Consider the following 19,641-nt stretch of genomic DNA (forward strand, 5'->3'; position numbering starts at 1 on the left):
TCTCAGGCGCCAGGCTCAAGCCCGGCATCGTCGAACCAGCCGCGACGCCGCCCCGCCAGGAACAGGCGGTTCACCAGCGGGTTCGACCAGCCGCAATTGGTCGCGAAGTCGCGCTGGAGCGTATCGTGGTGCAGCTGATGCGCGGCGGGGGTCATCAGCAATCCCACGCGCCGCATGGCGACGACGATCCACGGATTCTGCTGCCGGTGGAGCGAACCGTGGAAATATTGCGCGAACGCGCCCCCCACGATCAGCGCCACGCCGCCCGCCGCGGCCCAGCCCGGCACCAGCCCGGTATAGGCCAGCACGTTGAGCACGATCGAGAAGGGCAGCGCCGCAAGGATCACCGTGCTGCCGATCAGGCGCCAGAGATCGCGGCGGCCCAGCGCGTCGGGGCGCGGGTGGTGGTTCTTGAAGTCGTAGACCAGCCGGTCGAGCGGGCTCACCTTGGCCATGCGCTCGCGCCACAGCGCCTTGTATCGATCGGATTCGCGCGATCCGGGGTAGAAATAGAGCGCGTCCAGCCCCTTGCCCGCCGGCGTCGGCCGATAGTCCATGTACATGTGGACCAGGCCCGAGGCCAGATCGGCGGCATACCAGCCGCCGAGCAGGGCAGGTATCGCCCACCAGCTGGGGTCCAGCAGCGCCGCCACCAGATTGGCCGCAAGCGACGCGAGGAACAGCGGCATCAAAATCTGTCGAGCCATCAGGATCTCACTTGTCTCCACCCACAGGGCAGGTGCTAGCGCGCGTCCTACGCATTGCCTTGTCGTGCATCAACGGCTTGATTTGTCCGATGCGCGGGCGCAAGCGACGGCACATCGTGATCACGCCTGCCCTTGCAATACTTTCATCCCGTCCGGCGGACTGAGTGCCGACAGCGATGCAGCGCGATCTTCTCATCGACATCAGCCGCCTGATCTGGCGGACCTGGACGGGGCGACTGCCCACCGGCATCGACCGGGTGTGCCTGGCCTATGTCGATCGTTTCGCCGACCGGGCGCAGGCGGTGGTCCAGCGCGGCAATCTGCGCCAGATCCTCACCCCTGCGCTTTCCGACGCGATCTTCCGGCTGATCCGCGAGGGCGGTTCGCAATTCCGCAGCCGCGCGCCGCGACTGGCGATGCGTGCGGTAGTTGCCCAGCGTGGCGGCCAGCTCGGCCTGAACCGGCTTTACCTCAATGTCGGGCATACCGGGCTCGATGCGACCGGCCTCGTCACCTGGGCGTCGCGGGCGCAGGTGCGGCCGGTCTATCTGATCCATGACCTGATCCCGCTCACCCATCCCGAATTCTGCCGCGTGGGCGAGGATATCCGCCATCATCGCCGCATGGCCAATGCGCTGGCGAGCGCCACGGGCATCATCGGCAACTCGCAGGCGACGCTGGACGCATTCGCCGCCTTTGCCGCGGCCGAAGGCAAGCCCTGCCCGCCGATGCTGCCGGCGCTGCTGGGTGGCCATCCGCTGCCCGCCGAAGCGCCGCCGATCGCGCTGGACCGCCCCTATTTCGTTACGCTCGGCACGATCGAGGGACGCAAGAACCATGTCCTGCTGCTCCAGCTCTGGCGCCGGCTGATCAGCCACAATCCCGCCGCCTGCCCGAAGCTGGTCATCATCGGTCAGCGGGGATGGGAGGCGCAGACGGCGCTGGCGATGCTCGATCGACTGCCGATGCTCGCCGGTCATGTCCAGGTGATAGAGGATTGCACGGATACGGCACTCGCGGGCTATCTGCGTGGCGCCCGCGCGCTGCTGATGCCCAGCTTCGCCGAAGGCTATGGCCTGCCGGTGGTGGAAGCGCTCGGAGTCGGCACGCCGGTGGTAGCGAGCGACCTGCCGGTGTTCCGCGAACTGGCCGGCGACCTTCCGATCTATTGCGACCCGCTGGATGGCGCGACCTGGCTCGCCGCGATCGCGCACCATCTGCAGGAAGGCGAGGTCCGTCAGGCGCAGCTGGCGCGCGTGCGAGGCTATGTGATGCCCAGCTGGGAATCGCATTTCGCCGCCGTGGAGCCGTGGCTCGCCCGCCTCTAGACTGGAGAAGGTCCAGGGGGTTCTGTTGCCCGGCCCCCCTGGCGGCCGCTGGAGTCCACTTCTGTTGCCCGGTGTGGCCCAACCGCGCATTTTAGAATAACCTTAGGCCGTTAAGCCGTGTGGTTACGCCGCAATAGCGAGTGCTTCGTTATCGTTGGCACTTGTGTAATGGGCCGTTGCGGTGGTCCCATTCCGAGCGAAAACAGCGCCTTTCAATACACGTCGATCCTGGTTCGGCCCCGTCAGAAACGGTGTCCAGAAACACCACCTTGTGGTGGAGCCGCCGGGTACTGCCCCCGGGTCCGCTGCATCTATTTCACGCCGCAATTTATCGCCATAGCCGGGCGAACCCGGCAAGAACCCATATAGGCGCTTTGCGCTTAATGAAAAGGTCAGGTTGCACGGTTTATCGCCTTCCCAACGCCCCATTCGGTTGGCATGGAGAGTGCATCATGTTGACGCAGCGTTCCCGCTACGCGCTCCGCGCAATGCTCTTCCTTGCCGAACAGCCGATCGCCGGCGCGCCCGTGCCGATGAACCGCATCGCCGCCGAAGCCAACGTGCCCCGCAAATTCCTCGAACTGATCCTCGCCGATCTGCGCGAGGCGAGCTTCCTGGTTTCCACCCGCGGCAAGATGGGTGGCTATCGCCTCGCCCGCCCCGCGCACCTGATCTCGCTGGGCGAGATCATCCGCGTGATCGAAGGGCCATTGGCGCTGGTCCCCTGCGTCAGCCGCACCGCCTATCGCCCGTGCAACGACTGCAAGGACGAAGCCGCCTGCGCGATCCGGCGGGCGATGGCGCGGGTGCGCGACGAAACCGCGCGCATCCTCGACGGCACCAGCCTGGCCGATGCCGCGGCCGAGGAACTGGCGGCGGCCTAAGCCGCGCCGTTCCGCTTCTTTAGCTCGTCGCGGATCTCGCGCAGCAGCACCACATCGGCCGGATCGGCAGCGGGCGGCGCATCGCCCTTGGCCTTGTCGCGCTCGGCGGCGGCGATCACCTTGTTGACCGTACGCACCAGCAGGAAGACGATGAAGGCGAGGATCAGGAAGTTGATCACCACGGTAACGAACGCACCGAATCCGATCAGTGGCACGCCGGCTGCCTTCAGCGCCGCGTAATTGGATGGCGAGCCCGTGTAGCTGGGCGGGATCGCGCCCAGCCGCAGGAAATAGCCTGAGAAATCAACGCCGCCGAAGATCCAGCCGACCAGCGGCATGATCATGTCGTCGGTCAGCGATTTCGTGATGTTGCCGAACGCTGCGCCGATGATCACGCCCACTGCCAGATCGAGCACGTTGCCGCGCGCGATGAACGACCTGAATTCCTTCAACATCCGCCATCTCTCCATTCCCGAAGGCATCGCGACCTTGCCGAAGTCGCGCGGACACGCCAACCCCCGGCGACCGATTTCGCTTCCGTCTGCGGGTGTGGGCGTCGTATAAGACACCCCGTTGATGGGATTTGGAGGTTGCTTCCCCATGAAGTTTCGTACCGCACTCGTGCCGATCGCAGCCCTGTCGCTCTCGGCCTGCGGGCTCAACAGCGTGCCGACCGCCGAGGAGAATGCAAAGGCCAAATGGGCGGACGTGCAGGCACAGTATCAGCGCCGCGCCGACCTGGTCCCGAATCTGGTCGCAACGGTGAAGGGCTCCGCCGCCTCTGAAGGCAAGATCCTGACCGACGTAATGAACGCCCGTGCCAAGGCGACCTCGGTGCAGGTCAATGCCAACGACCTGACCGATCCGGCCAAGGTCCAGCAGTTCCAGGCGGCGCAGCAGCAGCTGGGCGGCTCGCTCTCGCGCCTTCTGGCGACCACGGAGGCCTATCCGGACCTCAAGAGCCAGGCGAATTTCACCACGCTGATGAGCCAGCTGGAAGGCACCGAAAACCGGATCACCATCTCGATCCGCGACTATAACCAGGCTGTGCAGGCCTATAACACTCGCATCCGCACCTTCCCCGACGCGGTGGGCGCCAAGATCTTCTACGGCGCCAAGCCCCTCACCCCGTTCCAGGCCAAGGCGGGCGCGGATGTTGCCCCAACGGTGAACTTCGGGAACGGCAACTGATCCACGCGGCGCTCCTTGCGGGCGCCGTGCTGCTGCACGGCTGCCCCGTCGGCAAGGTGACGCCGGCGCCGCCGGTCGCCTACGCCGGCAAGCATCAGGCCCCGTTGCCGCAACTGACCGGCCGAGTGATGGATAACGCGCACCTCCTCTCGCCCGCGCAGGTGGCCGCCCTCACGCGGCGGCTCGCGCAGGCGGAGGTGCGCACCTGCCACCAGATCGTGGTTCTGACGGTGGCGAGCCTCGCAGGCGAGCCGATCGAGCATCTCGGTCAGCGGCTAGGCAACGGGTGGGAGATCGGCAGACGCGGCTATGACGACGGCGTGCTGCTCGTCGTCGCCCCCGCCGAACGTCAGGTGCGGATCGAAGTGGGCAACGGCCTCCGCAGGGCGCTGACCGATGCCGAGGCCGCGCGAATTATCCAGAAGGACATGGTGCCGCGCTTCCGCAAGGGCGCCATGGCCGACGCTATCGATGCAGGCACCACCGCCATTCTTCGTGAGATCAGCTGATGATCCTGTTGCGTTTCCTGTTGGCGCTGCTCGTGCTGACGCCGCTGCCGGCGCTCGCCGACCCGACCTTCCCCAAGCTGACCGGCCGCGTGGTCGACGACGCCCATCTGCTCTCCCCCGAACAGGTGGCGCAGCTCACCCAGCTTTCCGCGGAGGTGCAGCAGGCCTCCAGCCGCCAGCTGGTCGTCGCGACGATTCCGGACCTGCAGGGCTATGACATCGCCGATTACGGCTATCAGCTCGGCCGCGCCTGGGGCATCGGGCAGAAGGAGGCGAACAACGGCATCCTGCTGATCGTCGCCCCCAACGAGCGCAAGGTGCGAATCGAGGTCGGCTATGGCCTCGAACCGATCATGACCGACGCGCTGTCGAACCAGATCATCAGCCAGGTCATCGTGCCGAAGTTCAAGGCGGGCGACATGGCCGGGGGCATCGTCGCGGGCGCGCAGGCCATTGCCGAGCAGATGAAGCAGCCGCTCGAGTCCGCCGAGCAGAAGGCCAAGGCGGCGCAAGACGCGGCGACCAAGTCCTCCGCGCGCAAGCGGCAGGGCGGCGGGCTGCCGATCGGGCTGCTCGTCTGGTTCATCATCCTCATCGTCATCCTGGTGCCGATGCTGGCGCGCTTCGGCGGACGTCGCCGGCCCGGGCCCTGGGACGGGCAAGCCTATCGCGCACGCGATAATGACAGCGGCATGTTGCCGATCGTGCTCTGGACCATCGCCAACGAAATCGGCCGGGCGGCAAGCCACCGCGACGATGATGACGATCATGGCGGCTGGGGCGGCGGCGGCGGTTGGGGCGGCGGCGGTGGTGGCGGCGGCGGCTTCTCCGGCGGCGGCGGGTCGTTCGGTGGCGGCGGCGCTTCGGGGAGCTGGTGACAATGCGATTGACCGATCAGGACCGTGCTCGAGTGGCCGCGGCCGTTACCCAGGCCGAGGCGAATACCAGCGGCGAGATCGTTACGGTGCTGGCCCGCCGTTCTGACGACTATGCCGACGTCGCGCTGCAATGGGCGGTGCTGGCGATGCTGCTGGTGCTGGCACTGCTCGCCTGGCAGCCGGGGCCGATCGAATGGCTCCACACCCGGCTGATCGATCCCTGGTCGCAGACCGTGCCTGCGCACTGGTATCTCACCGCCGCGCTGGTCGTGACCGCGCTCACCTTCCTGCTCGTCCGGATCGTACTGGCGAAGGACGCACTGCGGATCGCGCTCGCACCGGGGTCGACGAAGACGCGGCGGGTCCATGCCCGAGCGCTGGCGCTGTTCCGCACCGCGACCGAGAAGCGGACGACGGGCGCCACCGGCGTGCTGCTCTACCTCAGCCTCGCCGAGCATCGTGCCGAGATCCTAGCCGACTCGGCAATCCATGCGCGTGTCACGCCGGAGGTCTGGGGCGCGGCGATGGCGGCGCTGCTGGCTGAGGTGAAGGAAGGGCGCGTCGCCGAAGGCATGGCCGCAGCCGTCGCGCAGATCGGCGCTGTGCTCGCCGAACAGTTCCCCCGCGCGGCGGACGACGTGAACGAGCTTCCCGATCGCCTGATCGAGCTCTAAGGCCTTCCGAATGACCGACGAACCGATCGAGACCCCCTGGGCGGGCAAGTGGATTACCGTGCGCCGTCAGGGCAAGTGGGAATATGTCGCCCGCGCCCGCGGCATTCGCGCCGTCGTGATCGTCGCGATCGACGACCAGGATCGCGTGATCCTTGTCGATCAATATCGTGTGCCGATGGGCCGCCGCTCGATCGAGCTGCCCGCCGGGCTGATCGGCGATACCGAGGAAGGCGACACCGTCGAAGCTGCCGCCCGTCGCGAACTCGAGGAAGAAGCGGGCTATGCCTGCGAACGGGTCGAGGAGCTCGGCGAGTATTTCGCCTCGCCCGGCATGGTCAGCGAGAGCTTCACGCTGGTTCGCGTGCACGGCCTGACCCGCATCGGCGCGGGCGGGGGCGTCGATGGCGAGGACATCAACGTCCACCATGTGCCGATGGCCGAGCTGCCGTCCTTCATCGCCGATTGCCGGGCGCAGGGCATGGGTGTCGACGTGAAGATGCTGCTGCTGCTCAGCGCCGCGCTGCTGGCGCGGGGCTGAGGCGCTTCTACGGATAAGCCGAAAAACACGTCATCCCCGCGAAGGCGGGGATCCATTTGCCGGGACGATAGGGTTGCAGCCGCGCAGCTCCCACCAATGGATCCCCGCCTTCGCGGGAATGACGACGATGGATCCAGCGCTTCGTCCGGCCCTTCCCCGCAGCCAAGGGAAAGGGTCAGAGATCAGCGGAAGTTGTCCGCATAGGCCTGCAGTTTGAGCTTGCGCTGCGGCGCCGGCACGACGTGATAGGCATAGCCTTCGCGCTCGGCATACTCCTTGGCTGCTTCCAGCGTCGGGAAGGAAATGCGGACCTGGTTGGCAGTCTCGCCGCCGCCGGCCCAGCCGGTCAGCGGATCGGGCCGCTGCGGGGTGTGCGGCTCGAATTCGAGGACCCAGTTGTCGGTCCGGGCGCGGCCGGACTGCATCGCGTTCTTGACGCGCTGATAGATGCGAGCGGACTTCATGGGGCCATTCCTTAGCGCGCCCCGCGCGCCCTTGCATCAGCGTTTTTCGTCCGTAGCGTTGCGGAGGCCGCCGCCGGGTCCTCGGGCCAGGGGTGCCTGGGGTAACGGCCGCGCATTTCCTTGGCCACCGCCGTCCAGCTGCCCTTCCAGAAGCCGGGCAGATCGCGCGTCGTCTGGATCGGGCGGCCCGCGGGCGAGGTCAGGCTGAGGACCAGCGGCACGCCCGCACCGACCGTCGGATGCTCGGCGAGCCCGAACAGCGCCTGCACGCGAACCTCCACCGTGGGGCCTGCCTCGGCGGCATAGTCGATGGCGTGGGACGAGCCCGCCGGCGTCTCGAACCGTGCCGGCGCCAGGCGATCGAGCGTTTTCTGGCCGTCCCAGCCGAGCAGGTTTTGCAGCGCCTGGGTGAGCGATTCGGGCGACACCGCATCCAGCCGGCGCTTGCCGTCGAGCGCGGGCGGCAGCCATTCGTCGAGCGTGGCGAGCAGGGCTTCGTCGGTGAGCGCGTCGATGCCGGCATAGGTGGCGCGGGTGCGCAGCGCGTTCGCCGTGTCCGACCAGGGGAGCAGATGCAGGCCGTGGTTGCGGACGCCTTCCAGCAATGCCGATCCGATCTCGGCCGGAGTCGCGCCCGAATCGCTGCCGCCGGACAGGCGGACGGCGCCAAGCCGGCGCTCGCGCAGCGCTTCGATACGACCGGTGGCCGGATCGAAGGTCACCGTGCGGCGGGTCTCGATGCGGTCGGCGAACAGCGATTCGACCGTCGCGGGATCGAGCGGCGCGGCGGAGAGGATGCGCGCGCCGGCGGCCATGCCCTGCGTCTCCGCGACCGCCAGCCATTCGGCGCGAGCGAGCGGCGAGGCGGGATCCAGCTTGAAGCCACGCCCGCCTACCGACGCCCAGGTCTCGCCGGAACCATCTCGGCGCTTCGCCACGCGGTCCGGGAAGGCGAGCGCCACGCAAAGGGCGACCTCCTCGCCGCTGCTCGAAGCCTGCGCTCCCCTCCCGCTTGTGGGAGGGGGAATCAGCCGGCTCCACCGCTCCGCCAGGCGTCGCGCATTTTCCGCCCGCTGGCCGCGTTCGCCCTTCCAGCGCCGCAGCCGCAGTTCCAGATCCGCGTCATTGCCCCCCAGCCCGCGTTCGCCGAGCAGTACCGCCACCTCTGCCGCCGTCCGCGCCAGCCCCCGCTCACTCGCGCGCACCAGCATATGGCCGAGGCGCGGCGGCAGTGGCAGGCGGGCGATGGCCTTGCCGTGCTCGGTCGGGCGGCCGTCTCCGTCGATCGCCTCCAGCGCGCCCAGCCGTGCCCGCGCCTCGGCGATGGCGGCCTCGGGCGGCGGATCGAGCCAGGCGAGCTGGCGGGGATCGGTCACGCCCCACAACGCACAGTCGAGCATCAGCGCCGACAGGTCGGCCTCCAGGATCTCCGGCGGATCAAAGCGCGGCAACCCTGCCGTCGCCGCCTCTTCCCATAGCCGATAGGCCGCACCCGGCCCCTGCCGCGCGGCGCGGCCGGCGCGCTGGGTCACCGCCGCCTGGCTGGCGCGCTCGGTCACCAGCCGCGTCATGCCTGCCGCGCGATCGTAGCGCGGCCGCCGCGCGAGCCCGGAATCGACCACGACCCGGATGCCGTCCAGCGTCAGCGAGGTTTCGGCGATCGAGGTTGCCAGCACGATCTTGCGCCGCCCCTCCGGGTCGGGTGCGATCGCGGCGCGCTGGGCGGCGGGATCAAGGCTGCCGTGCAAGCGGTGGAGCACCGCGCCGCCGATGTCGCCCAGCCGCTCGGCGGTCCGCTCGATCTCCGCCACGCCGGGCAGGAAGGCGAGAATGCCGCCCGCCTCCTCGCGCAGCGCCTGCCGTACCGCACCAGCGACGCTGTCCTCGATCCGCGCCTCTGCCGCGCGGCCGAGATGGCGCAGCGCAAGCGGATAGCTGCGTCCTTCGCTCTCCACGACGGGTGCGCCGCCCATCAAGCCCGAGAAGCGGCTGCCGTCGAGCGTGGCGGACATCGCCACCAGTCGCAGGTCCGGCCGCAGCGCGCCCTGCGCATCCAGCGCGAGCGCCAAGCCGAAGTCGCTGTCGAGGCTGCGCTCATGCACTTCGTCGAACAGCACCGCCGATACACCGGAAAGCTCGGGATCGGACTGGATGCGGTTGACGAAGATGCCCTCGGTGACAACCGTAACCCGCGTTACCGCCGATCGCTTGCTGTCCATGCGGGTGGCGTAGCCGAAGGTCTTGCCCACCGGCTCCCCCGCCAGCGCCGCCATCCGCTCCGCCGCCGCCCGCGCGGCGAGCCTGCGAGGCGACAGCAGCAGGATCTCGCCGGTGCACCACGCCTCGCCAAGCAGCGCCGGCGCCACCGCCGTGGTCTTGCCCGCGCCCGGCGGCGCCACCAGCACGGCGTTGCTCGCCGCCCGCAGCACATCGAGCAGCGCCGGCAAAACAGCGTGGATCGGCAGGGTCGACGTCATCGGGCTGCAACCATTCGGGATAAGCGTGGTTAGGCGGACTCACCGCCAGAGGAGCGCGACATGGCACGAATCCTTTCCCAGTTCACCATCACGCCGGATAGCGACGGCGACTACACGCTGCACCTCGAGGATGAGGACGGCGAAACCATCGAGATGACGGCGAGCTACGAGCAGCTCGACCTGATCGTCGAGGGCATCGAGGAAGTGCTCGACATGGACGAGGAAGACGCGCTCGAAGTTGACGAGGACGCAGACGAGGAAAAGCCGGCCGACGACTGAGTCCGCCGGCCGGGGCGCGCGTCAATAGGCGCGCGCCACCGCGAATTCGACGGCCTCTACCATGGCGTCCTTCGCCTCGCAGGCGCGGAAGCCGCCGAGCGCATCGATTGCGCGCTGGCCATAATGCCGGGCGCGCGCCAGCGTGTCGTCCACCGCGCGGCAGCTGCGCACCAGCCGAATCGCCTCGACGAAATCCTCGTCCGAGATGCGGCGGCCCGAAATAGCTTCCTTCCAGAAACCGCGTTCCGCCTCGTTGCCGCGCGCATAGGCGAGGATCACCGGCAGGGTCATCTTGCCCTCGCGGAAATCGTCGCCGGCATCCTTGCCCATCGTCGACGCGTCGGAGATGTAATCGATCGCGTCGTCGACCAGCTGGAAGGCGATGCCGAGGTTGCGGCCATAGGCGTCGAGCGCCAGCTCCTCCGCTTCCGGACGCTCGGCAACCACCGCGGACACGCGGCAGGCCGCGGCGAACAGCGCCGCAGTCTTCGCACCGATGATGTCGAGATAGCGGTCCTCGGACAGGTCGATCCGGCGCACGGCGGTGAGCTGGTTGACCTCGCCCTCGGCGATCACCGCGCTGGCGTTCGACAGGATATGCAGCGCCTTGAGGCTCTCGGCTTCCACCATCAGCTCGAACGAGCGGCTGAACAGGAAGTCGCCGACCAGCACGCTCGCCGGATTGCCCCAGATGATATTGGCGGTGCGACGGCCGCGGCGCAGGTCCGAGCTGTCGACCACGTCGTCGTGGAGCAGCGTGGCGGTGTGGATGAACTCCACGGCCGCGGCGAGCTTGTGATGGCGCGTGCCGGCATAGCCGAGCAGCCGGGCGCTCGCGAGCGTCAGCATCGGTCGCATCCGCTTGCCGCCGCCGGCAATCAGATGGCCGGCAAGCTCCGGAATCAGCGGGATTTCCGACTGCATGCGATCGAGGATCACCGCGTTGACCAGGTTCATGTCCTGGGCGACCAGCGCCATGATCGGATCGAGCGAGGGCTGGGTTCGCGACCCCAGGCGGTGGACGGTTGCGCTCATATGCACGTGCCTCTGGCCTTTGTGCCCTGCAAAGGCAAGAGTGCTTGCAAGGCCGTGCCGCAGCGGCAAAAGGGATTTCCATGACCGACGCGACGCTGACCCGCTTTCGCCAGAGCATCGACAATATCGATGCGGCGCTCGTCTTCATGCTCGCCGAGCGGTTCAAGGTGACCCAGGCGGTAGGGCGCTACAAGGCCGAGGCCGGGCTGCCGCCCGCCGATCCCGGCCGCGAGGAGGCGCAGATCGCAAGGCTGCGCGCGCTGGCGCAGGACGCCGATCTCGACCCCGAATTTTCCGAGAAGTTCCTGCGCTTCATCATCGACGAGGTGATCCGCCACCATCGCCAGGCCCAGGAAGCCGAGACCGCAGCCGGAACCCCGGGAGCCTGACTCCGTTGCTGGGCGTGAAACCCGAGGGGGCAAGCGCTTGAGCGACGATTACCTGATCTTCCGGCCCGACGATGTCGACCTGACCCGCTCGCCGCTGCGCAGCGGCGTGGACGATGCCACCTATGTGCTCGGCGCGTTCAACCCCGGCTTCGCGCGGCTGCCGAACGGCAATCTGCTGCTGATGGTCCGCGTGGCCGAGGCGCTGCGCGATCCTGTGGTGGACGGGCATGCCCGAGCAATTCGCTGGACGCCCTCAGGCTATGTGCTCGATCGCCACGCGGTAGCGGGGCTCGACATGACGGACCCGCGCCAGTTCGCGCTCAAGGACCGCAACCCGCGGCTGCTCGGGCTCACCTCGCTGTCCTGGCTGCTGCCGGTGGAGCTGGATGCCGATGCCCGCACGGTGGTGGCGGTGCATTACAACAAGGCGATCGCACCCAGCGCCTCGTACATGGACTACGGCGTCGAGGATGCGCGGATCACGCGCATCGACGGCACCTATTGGATGACCGTGTGCGGGGTCTCCGCCGAACGGCACTGCACCGCGATGTACCGCTCGACCGAGGGGCTCGACTGGGAATTGCTGGGGGTGGTGCTCGACCACCAGAACAAGGACATGCTGCTGTTCGAGGGGCGGATCGACGGCTTCTTCCACGCGCTGACCCGGCCGCTGGGCGAAGTCTATTTCGCTTATCCGGACGACTCCCCCTGGCTGGGCGGCCCCTCCATCAACCTCGCCCGCTCCCCCGACGGGCTGCACTGGAAGCCGCTCGACCAGCCGGGCATCCGGGCGCGCAAGGGCTCGACCTCGAACCAGCGGATCGGCGGGGGCAGCCAGCCGGTGCTGACCAATGCGGGCTGGCTGCTGATCTACCACGGCGTGGAGAAACGCGACGCGGTGGGCATCTATCGCAGCTTCTGGGCGCTGCTCGATCGCGACGATCCCGGCGTGATCCTGCGGCAGGAAGACACGGTGCCGCTGCTGGAGGCCAATCCGGCGCTGACCGCGGACATCGCGCACCAGCTCTATCTGCCGACGCCGGTGGTGTTCACCACCGGGCTGGTCGATGCGGGCGAGCGCTACATCGTCGCCAGCGGCGAGGCGGATCTGGCGTGCCGGATCACCCACATCCCGAAGGAACGCTTCCGATGACCGAGCCGCTCTGGTGGCAGAAGGGCGTGATCTACCAGGTCTATCCACGCTCGTTCAACGACTCGAACGGCGACGGCATTGGCGATCTGGCGGGCGTGACTGCGCGGCTCGACTATCTGGTCGATCTTGGCATCGACGCGGTTTGGCTCTCGCCGATCTTCCCCTCCCCAATGGCCGATTTCGGCTATGACGTGGCGGAGTATTGCGGGGTCGACCCGCGCTTCGGCACGCTCGCGGACTTCGATGCGCTCCGCGATGCCGCGCATGCCCGCGGTCTTAAGCTGCTGCTCGATTTCGTGCCGAATCACAGCTCCAGCGAGCACCCGTGGTTTCTGGAGAGCCGATCCTCGCGAGAAAGCCCGAAGCGGGACCGGTATATCTGGCGCGATCCCGCCCCCGATGGCGGACCGCCCAACAACTGGCAGAGCTATTTCGGCGGCAGCGCCTGGGAATGGGACGCCGCCACCGGCCAATATTATCTCCACCAGTTCCTGAAGGAGCAGCCCGAGCTCAACTGGCGCAACCCCGATCTGCGCGCCGCGATGCTCGACGCGATGCGCTTCTGGTTCGATCGCGGCGTCGACGGATTCCGCATCGACGTGCTGTGGCTGGCGATCAAGCATGCCGACTTCCCCGACAACCCCGCCAATCCGAACTGGCGCGATGGCATGCAGGACATCGAACGGCTGCTGCCCGTTCACTCCGCCGACCAGCCCGAGATGATGGAGGTGATCGCCGCGATGCGCGACGTGGCGGAGGGCTATCCGGAGCGCGTGCTGATCGGCGAGATCTACCTGCCGATCCCGCGTCTGGTCGCCTATTATGGCGAAGGCGGAGGCGGCGTGCACCTGCCCTTCAACTTCCACCTGCTCGATGCCAATTGGGACGCCCCCGCACTGGCCCGACTGATCGCCGACTATGAAGGCGCGCTGCCGGCGGACGGCTGGCCGAACTGGGTGCTGGGCAACCACGACAAGCCGCGCGTCGCCTCGCGGGTGGGGACAGATCAGGCGGCGGTGGCGATGATGCTCCTGCTCACGCTACGCGGCACACCGACGCTGTACCAAGGGGACGAGCTTGGCATGCCCAACGTGCCTATCCCGCCGGACCGGGTGTGCGATCCCCAGGCGCTGCGCGAGCCTGACACGGCCTTCAACCGCGATGAAGTGCGCACGCCGATGCCGTGGGATGCGAGCGGCCACGCCGGGTTCAGCACGGTCGAGCCCTGGCTGCCGCTCAACCCGGACTGGGCGACGCGCAACGTCATGGCGCAACGCGACGATCCGGCTTCGTTGCTGAATTTCACCCGCGCGCTGCTCGCGCTCCGGCGGGCGCGCGCCGCGCTGTCGATCGGCAGCTGGCACGCCGTGTCGAGCGACGGCGCCGTGCTGGCGTACGAGCGCCGGCACCGCGAGGACCGCGTGCTCGTGGCGCTGAACCTGTCGGATGCGCCACAGACGCTGGTGCTGCCGGACTGGGCGGCAACGCTCGCCCCCATCCTCACCACACCTTCTCCTCGTCATTCCCCCGAAGGCGGGTATCCATTTGCCAGTGCGGCCGGGGATCGCACGGAAGCGTTCCCACCAATGGATCCCCGCCTTCGCGGGGATGAAGAACGGCGGGGTGACGCAGCTGTCCTCCCGCTCGCCCCCAATCAAGGCATCCTGCTCGCATGACCAACATTCCCGTGCCCCTGCGAAAGCAGGGGCCCAGTGCCACGCGCGATTCGCTCTCCTACCCTGGGCCCCTGCTTTCGCAGGAGCACGGCGGAGAGGTGCACGCCACCCCCTTCGGTCCCATTGCATGAAGATCGCCATGCTCGCGCCGATCGCCTGGCGCACGCCGCCGCGGCATTATGGCCCGTGGGAGCTGGTGACGAGCCTGCTCACCGAAGCGCTGGTGGCGAAAGGTGTCGACGTCACCCTGTTCGCCACGCAGGATTCAGTCACCACCGCTCGCCTGGCCGGCGTGGTGCCGCGCGGCTATGCGGAGGATCCTGCGATCGACGCGAAGGTGTGGGAATATGCCCATCAATCGCACCTCTTCGCCCGCGCGTCCGAGTTCGACCTGATCCACAACCAGGCGGATTTCCCCGCGCACGCCTATGCCCCGCTGATCGACACGCCCATGGTAACGACGATCCACGGCTTCTCCTCCGAACGCATCCTGCCGATGTACAAGCCGTTCGAGGAGCGCGTGCAATATGTCGCGATCTCCGACGCAGACCGGCACCCGGCGCTGCGCTATGCCGCGACGATCCACCACGGCATTCCGCTCGACGATTTCGCCTTTGACCAGCAAGGCAGCGACGACCTGCTGTTCTTCGGCCGGATGCACCCGGACAAGGGCGCCGCCGAGGCGATCGCCGTCGCCCAGGCGACCGGCCGCCGCCTCAACCTCTACGGCATCGTCCAGGACCAGGGCTATTTCGAGCGCGCGGTGCAGCCGCATCTGAACGACCGGATCGTCTATCACGGCCCCGTTGGCGGCGCGGCGCGAATCCGGGCGCTGGGCAGCGCCCGTGCGCTCCTCCACCTGATCAACTTCGACGAGCCGTTCGGCCTTTCGGTGATCGAAGCGATGGCGTGCGGCACCCCGGTGATCGCCGTGCGGCGGGGGTCGATGCCCGAGCTGATCGAGGACGGCGCCACCGGGATCCTTGTCGCCTCTGCCGACGAAGGGGCGGATGCGGTCGAGCGCGTCGCGTCGATCGACCGCGCCGCCTGCCGCCGCGCGATCGAAACGCGCTTCTCGGTCGATGCGATGGCCGACAAGTATATCGCGCTTTACCGCAGCATCCTTGACGGAAACACCGCCTAGCGAACGCCCAGCAGGGTCAGCGCCCGCGCGAGATCGGCCTGGCGGAAGGGCTTGGGCAGATGGGCGAAGTCACGCCCCAGGCCTTCGACATCGGCATAGCCCGAGACGATCAGCGTCGGCACCTCGCCCAGCCGGGCATGCACTTCGCGTGCGAGGTCGGTGCCGGTCATGCCCGGCATCAGGTGGTCCGTCACCAGCAGGTCAGGGACGAGCCCGTGGTCGAGCATCGCCAGCGCCGCTTCGGCGGAGTCCGCCGGTTGCACCTGATAGCCGAGCGCACGCAGCATCTCCGCCGCCGTGCCGCGAACGATGTCCTCGTCGTCTACCAGCAGCACCATGCCCGCCCCGGCGTGGGGCTCGTGGCGGCCCTGCGCCGCGACGGCAGCGGGCGCGTCGTCGCTGACCGGCAGCCAGAGTTCGACCACCGTTCCCTCGCCTGGCCGGCTCTCCAGCCCCATCGTGCCCCCCAGCTGGCTCGCCAGCCCATGCACCATCGACAGGCCGAGGCCGGTGCCGCGCCCGACCCCCTTGGTGGAGAAGAAAGGCTCGACCGCCCGGGCGAGCGTCGCCGCGTCCATCCCCGTGCCGGTATCCCGCACCGCCAGTCGCACATAGTGCCCGGGGCCGAGCGGCGACGGCGCTTCCTGCGCGTCGCCAAGCCCCAGCCGCACCTCGAGCGCGCCGCCTTCGGGCATCGCGTCGCGCGCGTTCACCGCAAGGTTGAGCAGCGCCATCTCCAGCTGGTTGGCATCGGCCCGGGCAGCCGGCAGCGTCTCCGGCTTGCTGACCGACAACGCGATCTTGGGGCCGAGCGTGCTGGCGAGCAGCGGCACCATCCCGTCGACCAGCGCGACCATGTCGACCGGCGCGGGTTGCAGGGGCTGGCGCCGGGCGAAGGCGAGCAGCCGCTGCACCAGCGTGCTCGCCCGCTCGGCCGAGCGCATCGCGCCGTCGAGTAGCCGATGCAGCATCGGATCGTCGCCGCGCTTGCGCAGAATCAGGTCGAGGCTGCCGATGATCGGGGTCAGCAGATTGTTGAAATCATGCGCGACGCCGCCGGTCAGCTGGCCCATCGCTTCCATCTTCTGGCTCTGGCGCAGCGCCGCTTCGGTCTCGCGCAGCGCCGCGGTGCGCTCCTCCACGCGTCGCTCCAGCGTCTCGTTGGCGGCACGTACGTCGGAAAGCAGGCCGGCATTGTCGATCGCCACCGCCGCCTGCGCCGCCAGGCTGCGCGCGAGCGCCTCGTGTCGCGCCGTGAAGCGACCGGGCAGCGGATGACCGAACAGCAATCCGCCCAGCACCGATCGATCGCGCGAGACGACCGGCACGCCCAGATAGCTGGTGATCACGGGGTGGCCCGCCGGCATGCCGTGGTTCGGCGGGTTGTGGCCATAGTCGGGCTCGCGAGTGACGTCGTCCGAGCGGATCACCACGTTGCGGAAGATCGGGCGGAGAACGCCCGTCGCTCGCGGCCGTCCCAGCGCCTCGAACCGGCTGCGCTCCTCGCCGGAAAGCGTGAACAGGTGCAGCCGCTCGCCGCTCTCGTCCATCACATTGTGGAAGAAGGCGCCGACGCTTGCCCCGGTCAGTTCCACTCCTGCATCGGTGAGCATCTGCACCAGCCGCTCGAGGTCGTGCTCGGCCGAGAGCGCCGCGCCGACGCGGTTGAGCGTTTCCAGCGCGTGCTGCGCGTTGCGCTCCTCGCTGACATCCTCGCAGGAGATCGCGATCTGGTGGATCGTCCCGTCCCAGTCATAGACCGGCACCCAATTCTGCCGCCAGGTGGAGGTGCCGTCCGGCCGCCCGCGCGTGGGCCCGGTGACTTCGATTCTCAGCAGCGGCTCGCCGCCCAGCACCCGGTACAGCGCCTCCACCACCTGGTCGCTGAGCTCGGGCACGATCTCGCTGACATGGCGGCCGATATGATCGACCACGGGAATGCCGTTCCATTCGGCCAGCTGGCGATTGATCCGCACATAGCGCAGGTTGGTGTCGAGCACCGCCAGCCCGACGGGCGAATTGTCGTACATCACCGCAAGTTCGTCGGCCTGCTCGCGGGCGAGCGCTTCGCTGGCCCGCAGCGCCGCCTCGCTGTCGCGCAGCCGCTTCTCGGCCTTCACCCGCTCGGTACTTTCCGAAACGATCGCCAACACGCCGCCGACCGTGCCGTCCGTCTCGAACACGGGGGAGAAGGAAATGTCGAAATAGACGATTTCGCCGAAGCCATAACGCTCGGTGTAGAAGCGCCGGTCGCGCGCGGAGAGCGTCTTCCCCGTCGTGCGGACATGGGCAAGCATCGGGCCCAGATCGTCCCAGCTCTCCGCCCAGTGCTGCCGGGCAGGGCAGCCGAGCGCTTTCGGATGCTTGTTGCCGATCGTCTGGGCATAGGCGGGATTGTAGAGCGCGACGTACTCGGGCCCCCAGAACAGCGCGGTCTGTGCGTGGGACGGCAGCATGACGGCAAGGGCGCTCCGCAGGCTCTGGGGCCAGTTGTCCGGGGCCCCGAGCGGCGAATCGGACCAGTCACGCGATGCGACCAGCCGGTCCAACGGCGTCGCACCGGATCCGCCGATGCCCGCCGGCGTGCTCATCCCTCGGCCGGCACGATGGGGTTGGGGTCGCGCCGCGGGCCCGAGGTGCGCCGGTCGAGCGCCGCACGGATGCGGTCCGCCAGCTGCTCGCGACGATAGGGCTTGCCGATCACGTCGAGGTTCGAGCCGCGCGGGATGTCGGCGACCAGATCCTCGTTGTAGCCCGTGGTCATCAGCACCGGCGTTTCGGGATGGGTCTGGCGGAACTGCTCGACCAGCTCCAGCCCGCTCATGCCGCCTGGCATCACGATATCGGTGAACAGCAGGTCGACCGTCTCGGTCTTCAGCCGCTCCAGCGCCTCCTCGCCGCTCGCGGCAAGCACGACGCGGTAGCCAAGGGCGGCAATCTGCTCCTGCGCCAGCGCACGGACGTCATCGCTGTCCTCGACGAGAAGAATTGTCTCGCTGCCGCCGCTCGCGCCCTCGCCGGCTGCGCGCCTCGGTGCAGGCGCGGGGGCCGGGACGGTGCCGGCCATGGCACTGGCGGTCGGAAACAGCATGCGGATCTCGGTCCCCTCGCCCGGCATGCTGTCGATTTCCAGCCGCCCCAGCGATTGCTGGACGAAACCATGCACCATCGCAAGGCCCAGCCCGGTGCCGCGCTCCGCGCCCTTGGTGGTGAAGAAGGGCTCCGTCGCGCGGCGCCGCACATCTTCAGGCATGCCGGCGCCTTCGTCGCGGATGGTGAGGACCACATACTCGCCTTCCGGCAACTGGTGCATCGGCGCATCGCCGTTCAGCTTCCACAGGCGCGTCGCGATGGTGACGGTGCCGCCCTTGGGCATGGCGTCGCGCGCGTTGAGCAGCACGTTGAGGATCGCCATCTCGAGGTGGGTCGGATCGATCTCGACGGCGGGCAGCCGCCGCTCGAGCGCGGTGACCAGCCGGATCTGCGCGCCGACCGTGTTGTCGAGCAGGTCGCCGAACTCGTGGATCAGCTGGTTCATGTCCACGGTCTTCGGCTCGAGCCGGGTCTTGCGGGCGAAGGCGAGCAGCTGGCGGGTGAGCTTCGATCCGCGGTCGGCGGCACGCGCCGCGTTGGTCAGCAGGCGCTGGTGCCGCTCGTCCTCCACCTGCCCCGCAACGATGTCGATGTTGCCGGATACCACCTGCAGCAGGTTGTTGAAGTCATGCGCCAGACCGGCGGTAAGCTGGCCGATCGCCTCCATCTTCTGCGCCTGGCGGAATGCCTGTTCGGATTGCCGCCGCCGGGTCACGTCGAGCTGGCTGGCGAAGAAATAGAGCAGCTCGCCATCGGGCCCCAGCACCGGCGCGATGAACACCGCATTCCAGAAGGACGATCCGTCACGGCGATAGTTGAGGACCTCGATCGCGATCGCTTCCTTCGCATCCACTGCGCCGCGCATTTCGGCCACCGCGTCGCGGTCGGTTTCCGCCCCCTGGAGAAAGCGGCAATTGCGGCCGAGGACCTCGCTTTCCTCATAGCCCGTGAGGTCGAGGAACGCCTTGTTGGCGAAGACGATCGGATTGTCGTCCTGGCGCGGATCGGTGAGGATCATCGGCATGCGCGTCATCTGCAGCGCGGCGAAGAACACCGTGCTGCGGTCGCCCAGACCAGGGGCGCCGATGATCGCACGCTTCCAATGGTGCGTCGGGTGAACGCCCGTAGGGCTGTAGGAAGTGGAATCCTTCAGATCGCCCGCCGGCTCTCCGGTCGCGGCCGGCTTCTGGTCGTCATCCCTCTGCACGCGTTTCGCTTCCTC

The 19,641-nt window shown here is 68.2% G+C and carries 19 protein-coding genes and 1 other RNA gene; 12 read left to right on the plus strand and 8 right to left on the minus strand.

Annotated features, from left to right (window positions below; translation table 11 throughout):
- Positions 1-2: 2 nt before the first annotated feature.
- Entirely contained in the window at positions 3-707 is a 705-nt protein-coding gene (locus tag V7E00_RS15000) for a fatty acid desaturase CarF family protein (protein WP_333573421.1), read from the minus strand.
- Positions 708-883: 176 nt separating this feature from the next.
- On the opposite strand from V7E00_RS15000, the gene V7E00_RS15005 reads away from it, so the two are divergent.
- Complete coding sequence (locus V7E00_RS15005; RefSeq protein WP_333573422.1) at positions 884-2,035, plus strand: glycosyltransferase family 4 protein; 1,152 nt, start codon at positions 884-886, stop codon at positions 2,033-2,035.
- A gap of 50 nt (positions 2,036-2,085) precedes the next feature.
- Here V7E00_RS15005 and ssrA read toward each other — a convergent pair.
- Positions 2,086-2,429, minus strand: a transfer-messenger RNA (tmRNA) gene (gene ssrA / locus V7E00_RS15010).
- Between the two features lie 58 nt (positions 2,430-2,487).
- Here ssrA and V7E00_RS15015 point away from each other — a divergent pair.
- Positions 2,488-2,919, plus strand: coding sequence for an RrF2 family transcriptional regulator (locus V7E00_RS15015; protein ID WP_066721336.1), 432 nt, complete (start codon positions 2,488-2,490; stop codon positions 2,917-2,919).
- Here V7E00_RS15015 and mscL read toward each other — a convergent pair.
- Positions 2,916-3,374, minus strand: coding sequence for a large conductance mechanosensitive channel protein MscL (gene mscL, locus V7E00_RS15020; protein WP_333573423.1), 459 nt, complete (start codon positions 3,372-3,374; stop codon positions 2,916-2,918). The genes V7E00_RS15015 and mscL overlap by 4 nt on opposite strands.
- Before the next feature lie 145 nt (positions 3,375-3,519).
- On the opposite strand from mscL, the gene V7E00_RS15025 reads away from it, so the two are divergent.
- From V7E00_RS15025 to V7E00_RS15045, 5 genes are read left to right on the plus strand one after another with little or no spacing between them, the layout of a single operon-like run.
- The gene (locus V7E00_RS15025) at positions 3,520-4,110 is read left to right on the plus strand and encodes a LemA family protein (RefSeq protein WP_333573424.1); all 591 of its coding nucleotides are present in this window, start codon (positions 3,520-3,522) and stop codon (positions 4,108-4,110) included.
- Positions 4,111-4,136: 26 nt separating this feature from the next.
- Positions 4,137-4,619 (plus strand): TPM domain-containing protein, encoded by a 483-nt coding sequence (locus V7E00_RS15030; protein ID WP_333573425.1) that lies wholly within the window; start codon positions 4,137-4,139, stop codon positions 4,617-4,619.
- Positions 4,619-5,497, plus strand: a complete 879-nt coding sequence (locus tag V7E00_RS15035; RefSeq protein ID WP_333573426.1) for a TPM domain-containing protein — start codon at positions 4,619-4,621, stop codon at positions 5,495-5,497. Before V7E00_RS15030 ends, V7E00_RS15035 begins: the two co-directional genes overlap by 1 nt.
- A 2-nt stretch (positions 5,498-5,499) precedes the next feature.
- Positions 5,500-6,171 (plus strand): TPM domain-containing protein, encoded by a 672-nt coding sequence (locus V7E00_RS15040; protein WP_333573427.1) that lies wholly within the window; start codon positions 5,500-5,502, stop codon positions 6,169-6,171.
- 10 nt (positions 6,172-6,181) lie between these two features.
- Positions 6,182-6,709, plus strand: coding sequence for an NUDIX hydrolase (locus V7E00_RS15045; RefSeq protein WP_333573428.1), 528 nt, complete (start codon positions 6,182-6,184; stop codon positions 6,707-6,709).
- 182 nt (positions 6,710-6,891) lie between these two features.
- Here V7E00_RS15045 and V7E00_RS15050 read toward each other — a convergent pair whose 3' ends face one another.
- Together V7E00_RS15050 and hrpB are read right to left on the minus strand one after the other, a co-directional pair.
- Positions 6,892-7,173, minus strand: a complete 282-nt coding sequence (locus tag V7E00_RS15050) for an ETC complex I subunit (RefSeq protein WP_064311848.1) — start codon at positions 7,171-7,173, stop codon at positions 6,892-6,894.
- An 11-nt stretch (positions 7,174-7,184) separates the two neighbouring features.
- Entirely contained in the window at positions 7,185-9,650 is a 2,466-nt protein-coding gene (gene hrpB / locus V7E00_RS15055; RefSeq protein ID WP_333573429.1) for an ATP-dependent helicase HrpB, read from the minus strand.
- Positions 9,651-9,710: 60 nt separating this feature from the next.
- Between hrpB and V7E00_RS15060 the strand changes: the two genes are divergently transcribed.
- Entirely contained in the window at positions 9,711-9,929 is a 219-nt protein-coding gene (locus tag V7E00_RS15060; RefSeq protein WP_333573430.1) for a hypothetical protein, read from the plus strand.
- 21 nt (positions 9,930-9,950) lie between these two features.
- On the opposite strand, the gene V7E00_RS15065 is transcribed toward V7E00_RS15060, so the two are convergent.
- Positions 9,951-10,964: a polyprenyl synthetase family protein gene (locus V7E00_RS15065; RefSeq protein WP_333573431.1), complete on the minus strand. Its 1,014-nt coding sequence runs from the start codon at positions 10,962-10,964 to the stop codon at positions 9,951-9,953.
- Positions 10,965-11,044: 80 nt separating this feature from the next.
- On the opposite strand from V7E00_RS15065, the gene V7E00_RS15070 reads away from it, so the two are divergent.
- From V7E00_RS15070 to V7E00_RS15085, 4 genes are all read left to right on the plus strand, one after another.
- Positions 11,045-11,353, plus strand: a complete 309-nt coding sequence (locus tag V7E00_RS15070; protein WP_333573432.1) for a chorismate mutase — start codon at positions 11,045-11,047, stop codon at positions 11,351-11,353.
- 37 nt (positions 11,354-11,390) lie between these two features.
- Entirely contained in the window at positions 11,391-12,506 is a 1,116-nt protein-coding gene (locus tag V7E00_RS15075; protein ID WP_333573433.1) for a glycosidase, read from the plus strand.
- Positions 12,503-14,182 carry an alpha-amylase family glycosyl hydrolase gene (locus V7E00_RS15080; RefSeq protein ID WP_333573434.1) on the plus strand — a complete coding sequence of 560 codons (1,680 nt, stop codon included), beginning with the start codon at positions 12,503-12,505 and terminating at the stop codon, positions 14,180-14,182. Before V7E00_RS15075 ends, V7E00_RS15080 begins: the two co-directional genes overlap by 4 nt.
- 127 nt (positions 14,183-14,309) lie before the next feature.
- Complete coding sequence (locus V7E00_RS15085; protein ID WP_333573435.1) at positions 14,310-15,326, plus strand: glycosyltransferase family 4 protein; 1,017 nt, start codon at positions 14,310-14,312, stop codon at positions 15,324-15,326.
- Here V7E00_RS15085 and V7E00_RS15090 read toward each other — a convergent pair.
- Both V7E00_RS15090 and V7E00_RS15095 read right to left on the minus strand, forming a co-directional pair.
- A complete protein-coding gene (locus V7E00_RS15090; RefSeq protein ID WP_333573436.1) occupies positions 15,323-17,917 on the minus strand; it encodes a PAS domain-containing protein in 2,595 nt (864 codons plus the stop codon). The two genes, V7E00_RS15085 and V7E00_RS15090, sit on opposite strands and share 4 nt — an antisense overlap.
- Positions 17,914-19,626: a histidine kinase famiy protein gene (locus tag V7E00_RS15095; protein ID WP_333573437.1), complete on the minus strand. Its 1,713-nt coding sequence runs from the start codon at positions 19,624-19,626 to the stop codon at positions 17,914-17,916. Before V7E00_RS15095 ends, V7E00_RS15090 begins: the two co-directional genes overlap by 4 nt.
- Positions 19,627-19,641 lie beyond the last annotated feature (15 nt).

Source organism: Sphingomonas sp., assembly GCF_036731925.1.
Classification (GTDB): Bacteria; Pseudomonadota; Alphaproteobacteria; order Sphingomonadales; family Sphingomonadaceae; genus Sphingomonas.